Source organism: Bacillus gaemokensis (assembly GCF_001590835.1).
Lineage (GTDB): Bacteria > Bacillota > Bacilli > Bacillales > Bacillaceae_G > Bacillus_A > Bacillus_A gaemokensis.
On the sequence record NZ_LTAQ01000048.1, the window covers coordinates 1 to 5,762 of the forward strand.

At 33.5% G+C, this 5,762-nt stretch carries 6 protein-coding genes; 3 read left to right on the top strand and 3 right to left on the bottom strand.

From position 1 onward, the window contains the following. Nucleotides 1-869: 869 nt before the first annotated feature. The 3 genes from AZF08_RS23010 to AZF08_RS23015 all read left to right on the top strand — a co-directional run bounded on the left by AZF08_RS23010 (nt 870) and on the right by AZF08_RS23015 (nt 3,377). Nucleotides 870-2,024 (top strand): RICIN domain-containing protein, encoded by a 1,155-nt coding sequence (locus AZF08_RS23010; protein WP_033679178.1) that lies wholly within the window; start codon nt 870-872, stop codon nt 2,022-2,024. A gap of 204 nt (nt 2,025-2,228) precedes the next feature. Further along, the gene (locus tag AZF08_RS30900; RefSeq protein WP_167332940.1) at nt 2,229-2,369 is read left to right on the top strand and encodes a hypothetical protein; all 141 of its coding nucleotides are present in this window, start codon (nt 2,229-2,231) and stop codon (nt 2,367-2,369) included. 435 nt (nt 2,370-2,804) lie between these two features. Next, nucleotides 2,805-3,377: a recombinase family protein gene (locus AZF08_RS23015; protein ID WP_033679179.1), complete on the top strand. Its 573-nt coding sequence runs from the start codon at nt 2,805-2,807 to the stop codon at nt 3,375-3,377. 291 nt (nt 3,378-3,668) lie between these two features. Here AZF08_RS23015 and AZF08_RS23020 read toward each other — a convergent pair whose 3' ends face one another. The 3 genes from AZF08_RS23020 to AZF08_RS23030 all read right to left on the bottom strand — a co-directional run bounded on the left by AZF08_RS23020 (nt 3,669) and on the right by AZF08_RS23030 (nt 5,438). After that, the gene (locus tag AZF08_RS23020) at nt 3,669-4,268 is read right to left on the bottom strand and encodes a DJ-1/PfpI family protein (RefSeq protein WP_033679180.1); all 600 of its coding nucleotides are present in this window, start codon (nt 4,266-4,268) and stop codon (nt 3,669-3,671) included. Between the two features lie 53 nt (nt 4,269-4,321). Beyond that, on the bottom strand, nt 4,322-4,909 hold the full coding sequence (locus AZF08_RS23025) for a DUF3967 domain-containing protein (protein ID WP_033679181.1): 588 nt from the start codon (nt 4,907-4,909) through the stop codon (nt 4,322-4,324). A gap of 97 nt (nt 4,910-5,006) precedes the next feature. After that, on the bottom strand, nt 5,007-5,438 hold the full coding sequence (locus tag AZF08_RS23030) for a hypothetical protein (protein ID WP_033679182.1): 432 nt from the start codon (nt 5,436-5,438) through the stop codon (nt 5,007-5,009). Nucleotides 5,439-5,762 lie beyond the last annotated feature (324 nt).

Below are 5,762 nucleotides of genomic sequence, written 5' to 3' on the forward strand. Positions count from 1 at the left end.
AAGAGAGCTGCATAATTTTTGAAATTTGATTGATTGAGGTTTATTTGGCATGCTCATTTTTAAGGACAAAAAGTATTTTAAGAGTTTTTTAGTTCATTTTGTTTCCGTTCTTAAGTTGATGGGCATGTATGGTGAGGCCTTATAATCAAACCTTATTACAATGCTACATTAATCGATAACATAGAATAACAAATTATTATAAAGATAAAGATATACATAATAAAATTAGTATCTATTAATAGTAATATTAAGAATTACTTCCTAATATCTAATAAAAATATAATACTTAATATTTATTCATTTATTTGGATATGAAATTATGCATATCCAAATAAATGGAATTTACATGCAGAGTATGATTAAATTATATTAAGAGCATTTAAATTCTATTGATTCTTTTTTATGGATTAAAATAATTATATTAAATATAACAAGTTATATCTAATATAATTACTTAAATGAAATTAAACAGTAATTTTAGAAGTATAATATTTCTACTTGCAATAAAACGAGATAATTTAATTATCGAATATAATCGACAAAATTCTACTATTTACGCATTGAAAATTTAATGTTTTAATAAAGGTGTAATTGGTATGACCACTGAGAAAGGAGAAGACCACACTAATAAAAGTGCAGTAAAGTTGCAAGTAACATTATGTCGAGTTAATTTTCTTAATATTCAATGTATTTGGTTGGAAAATTCTAGAATCAGAAAAGTATCATATTTGTAAAAAATAGTATTCTAAGTCTCTACATAGCAAAAATGATCTTATTTTAATCCGAGGTGAAAGTATAAGCAATGTACAGCATAATTTCATCTTTTGTAATCTTGTAGAGGTCTTGCCGAAAAAACTAGGGGGGATATTATGAAATTAGTATCAAAAAAAGTCATGACAGGATTACTTGTAGGAGCATTGAGCTTATCTATCTGGACTCCTGCAAGTGCAGCAGTTCCAGAGAAAAATCGATATTATACTATTGATTTGGCAGCTAATCGAAGCTTAGTTTGGGATGTAGCTAGAGAATCTGTTGATAATGATAGCGCGATTCTTTTATATAAAGGAGCCAATCATGACAATCAACAATTTGCATTTTTTCCACTTGATGATGGAAAATATGCAATTGTAAATAAACATAGTGGAAAACCAGTCACAATTGCTTCTAGCGCTTGGGTAGGTAATGGCTTACTTCGAGGTACTGAGCTTTTACGACAACAGAGTTGGACTGGTGCCTCTGCTGAACAATGGTATTTACGAGACCAGGGAAATAATAAGTATGAAATTGTGAACCAAGGATATGGGAAAGTTGCATCTTATGCGAGGCAGGGAGATGCAATACAGAAGGTAGAGTATGTAGATTTGGATAACACACAGCCTTCTGATCAAGATAGGGTATTTTACATTACTAATTCTCCAAGTGGTTTTTCATTACCAAAATTACCAGCTACAGGAACTAGACCAACTGCTCCAGATTATACTGAGGGTCCCTATCAACAATTACCTCAAACTTCAAATTCTGTTGTTATTGGGGCATCTTTAGTACCTTCTATTATGGTAAATGATGGTCTAACGAGTGATTATACAAAAATACACAATTCACCATATTATACTTTGGTAAAAGAAGAATATTGGGATAAAACATATTCAACTGTTATTCAATCTGGTGTGACTCAAAGTTTTGCATTTAAAACAGGTATGAGTTCTACAGATCAACAAAAGATGACTGATACGCTTTCTATGCAGGTTGGAGCAGATTTGGGATTAAAATTCGGAGATCAAACTGCAACAATTAAAGCACAGATTACAAGAACATTACAAACGGAAGTTAGTACATCTAGTACACAAATAGCTGAAGATACAGTTACAACTTCTGTTACAGGTGAAGCTGGTAAAACATCAGGACATACACAATACCAACTGGCGACAAAATATACGTTATATAGACAAGATGGTACAGCTGTTTCAAATCCTTGGATTGTAAAAAACAATAAGATAACAGTAGCGAGAAAAAGTTCAATATAATAATTAGGAAATATATTGCGATATATTTCAACAGTAAGTAGGCAAACAAGGCGAAGCGAAGTGATGAAGCCCCCTCAAAAAATGAGGGGGTTTCCCTTGTTACTATTATTTGTTTACTTCAAATAATAAAATAAGTATTTCTTATTCCTATTAAATATTCCCCCTGGCTATATTTAATAGGAATAAATGTGAGGAGAGAAGAAGATGCAAAAATTTTTTTTAGCAAATTTAGTAGCATTTGCAATACTAACGAGTATGTCTTTTGAATATAACGAAGTCGCAACGAATTCTAAAGAAGAAACTAAAGAAGTGGATTTAATGTCTACCTTTCCATTTGAGTATTAAAAAAGAAACAATCACTAATGATAAACATAATGCCTCAATAATTAATGTCTCTTTTAAAATAAATCCTCCTTAAAATATATTGTTTATTTAATTATGAAAATTATTGATTATGTTTTCTTAGTGTTATTCAGATTCGAAAAAGGAGAGACGTCAAGTAACTCCCAAAGAGACAATAAAGGAGTTACTTTTTGTTTACTTCACTTCTTTTCGGTACTTTGCAACTAAGCCTAGTGACAGGGTAGCTGTTCTTATCCGCCATAGAATATCCGTGAAATGGTATTTAAACATATAAAGACAGCTTTGAATACAGGATTTATTAACACTTTCAAAAGAACATCCCAATTAGGTAAACCTTATTGGGATGTTTTTTTGAACCTGGTATAATGGTACTTTAGAGTGTCCCATATGACTTGTTTCAAAATAGGAGAGTAGTATATGAGAAAAATAGGGTATGTACGAGTAAGTTCTGTTGATCAGAACCCTAAGAGACAATTACAGCAAATGAAAGAGATTGGAGTAGACATTATATATGAAGAAAAAGTGTCAGGTGCTACACAGGATAGACCTGAACTTCAAAATATGTTAACGGATCTTAGAGAAGGCGATACAATTTATGTAACAGACTTAACCCGAATTACTCGTAGTACGAGAGATTTGTTTGAACTAGTTAATTACATAAAAAATAAAAAGGCTAATTTAACATCAATAAAAGATACTTGGTTGGATTTATCTGAAGAAAATCCATATAGTCATTTCTTGATGACAGTAATGGGCGGAGTGAACCAATTAGAGCGTGACTTAATTCGTATGCGTCAACGTGAGGGGATTGACCTTGCAAAAAAAGAAGGAAAGTATCAAGGACGAGTTAAAAAATATCACGAAAAGCATGCTGGAATGAAATATGCCCTTAAGTTGTATGAGGAAGGAAATATGACAGTGAAACAAATTTGTGAAATTACCAATGTTTCAAGGTCTGCTTTATATAGGAAACTACAAGACAAAGCATAATAAAAAAATACCCGCCGAATTGGAAAAATTTTCAGATGTGGCGGGTTATTCTTTGCATCGTTTCCGTACCCCAAATAGAAGTGTCCTTGTTTTTAATTAGGGATGCTTCTTTTTTTTACTTTTTATTATGTATCTAAAGATAAATGTATCTTTTTTTCTAAGCAGAAAAGTATATACTCCTACTTTTCTGCTCTTGCGTAGTTTATATAAGACCCTTACCAAATATACGAATAGCTACTTTGTAGTCTACCGAAAGAACCCTGTGATTACGCCGATAAAAAAGAATTCAAATTAACTCCAAACAACACCTCGCCTCTCGTATTCCATTCTATATTCAACAGCAGCTGCAATTTGGGAACTTGCGAACCTTTCCGTGATCCAAAGTCCCAAATCAAGTCCTGAAGTGACTCCTCTTGCAGTGATAATATTCCCTTGATCAACAATTCTGTAACAAAGAAGCTCTGCCCCGTATTCACTGATTTCATTCTGCGCCAAATAGTGCATCGTCGCCTTTCGACCATTCAATATACCGGAGGCAGCTAGTAGCATACCTCCTGTACAAACTCCAGCAACAATCGTTCCTTCGTTGTGCATCTCCCTAATCATTTCGGTTAGGGTTCCAAGCTCTGCTTGTTTTCGTGCCCCATGTTCAGCTTTATGATTCCAGCCACCACCAGGTACAATTAACAGATCTGGACGATTATCCATTCGTAAAAAATCATTTAGTTTAACCGTAACTCCAAACGAAGTAGTAATTTCTTGTTTTGGTTCACTTGATATTAGTTCAACCGTAAATGGAGCCCCTTCTTCTATCGCTCTTTTGAGTACCTCAAAAGGTGCGAAAGAGACAAGCTCTCCGAAGCCGTCAAACAATACAATTTGTATTTTCATTTTTATTACACCTCATATGGTTTCTTTTATGCATCGTAGACATATAAAACCACTCACCAGAACTTCCACCAAGGCTTTTTATTCTCTTTCGCAGCCGCTACTTCTTCACGGTATTCCTGCATTAATTTCTTTGTCTCCTGGATCTCGCGTAATGTTTTCATGAGATTTTCGTCTCGTTCTTCCAGTCGTTTTTCAACTCGTTCATTATGCTGATCTATGCTTTCCTCAATCCGCTTGCTTCTTTGCTCTGCTTGTTCACTTAATCTCTTTTCCATCGCTAACATACTTTGATTCATTTCTTTCGCCATAACGCTATATTGTTGCTGAAGTTGTTGTATGTGATAAGGGATTACATCCGTTTCCTGGGATTCCTCTGTCTTCGCATTAGTATCTACAGTTTCTAATTGCTGAGAAATTAGCTTCGCAGCCTTTTCAAGCGTCATACCGTCATGCTTACTTAATTCCACTAACTTCTCAAGCACCATAACGTCATACTCTGTATATTCTCTTCTGCCGCGATTATCCTTTTTAACTGTATATCCTTCTCGCTGTAACACTTCCATGTATTTTCTTAACGTGCTATCACTCACTTCTAACCGTTTATATACATCACTAGCAGTATAAACAATCATATCTGCCATAGCGCCACAACACCTCCTAGTGAACATAATTCCATGAGATTTTATAAATTCCTGCAAAGAAAAAAGCCCTGTAAGTACAGGGCTTTTTAATTAAAAATTATTTGAATTGCCAATTTACCACATAGTTCCATGAACTATCTTGGCTGTATGGCATTACACCAATACGTAAGTAGTAAGTTTTATTAGGGTTAATGCTTACTGTCTTTGGTGTTTCAGACATTTTCCATGAACCTAAAAGTCTACCATATTCACTATCTTCATAAATAGAGATTTTAGTATCTGAGTGCCCCCACATATCCACAGTAAGTGATTTTTGATTTGAGCTTGAAGCTTTTACTGGAATTAAATGATAAGCGCTAATAGAATAAAGGTCTCCATCAGTCTGTCCGTTACCTACATTAACAGATGCTAAAAGATTTGATGAAACTTTCTTATCTACCGCCTGAGATTGTTCAGCAGCAAATACTCCTCCAGCTCCAGACAACAAAACTCCAGTTGCTAATGCTCCAATTGCTAGCTTTTTAAACATAAAAAATCCCCCTTTTTATATTTTTATAACTTGCACCCTCATCATAATGCCGATTTCCATTTATGTAAATATATAACAATTTTAGAAATATAAATCCAATTATTGCGAATGTTTAGTTAATATAGATCTTCTGATAATAACGATAGATAGATAGTTATTATTATATATCATGAATAATACAATTCATTAATGTTATAAATTCTTGCAAAGAAAAAAGCCCTACTATTGATATTATCCCCTTTAGGTAGACAGTGTAAAAAGACCATGTACATACATGGGTGTTACACTATTACTTGGAGGGGATTTTTCATGGCTAAAAAAGGT

What these genes read in the sequence shown, in the direction of transcription:
- AZF08_RS23010 (WP_033679178.1), top strand. Translation starts at nt 870, where the DNA reads ATGAAATTAGTATCAAAAAAAGTCATGACAGGATTACTTGTAGGAGCA.
- AZF08_RS30900 (WP_167332940.1), top strand. Translation starts at nt 2,229, where the DNA reads ATGCAAAAATTTTTTTTAGCAAATTTAGTAGCATTTGCAATACTAACG.
- AZF08_RS23015 (WP_033679179.1), top strand. Translation starts at nt 2,805, where the DNA reads ATGAGAAAAATAGGGTATGTACGAGTAAGTTCTGTTGATCAGAACCCT.
- AZF08_RS23020 (WP_033679180.1), bottom strand. Translation starts at nt 4,268, where the DNA reads ATGAAAATACAAATTGTATTGTTTGACGGCTTCGGAGAGCTTGTCTCT.
- AZF08_RS23025 (WP_033679181.1), bottom strand. Translation starts at nt 4,909, where the DNA reads ATGGCAGATATGATTGTTTATACTGCTAGTGATGTATATAAACGGTTA.
- AZF08_RS23030 (WP_033679182.1), bottom strand. Translation starts at nt 5,438, where the DNA reads ATGTTTAAAAAGCTAGCAATTGGAGCATTAGCAACTGGAGTTTTGTTG.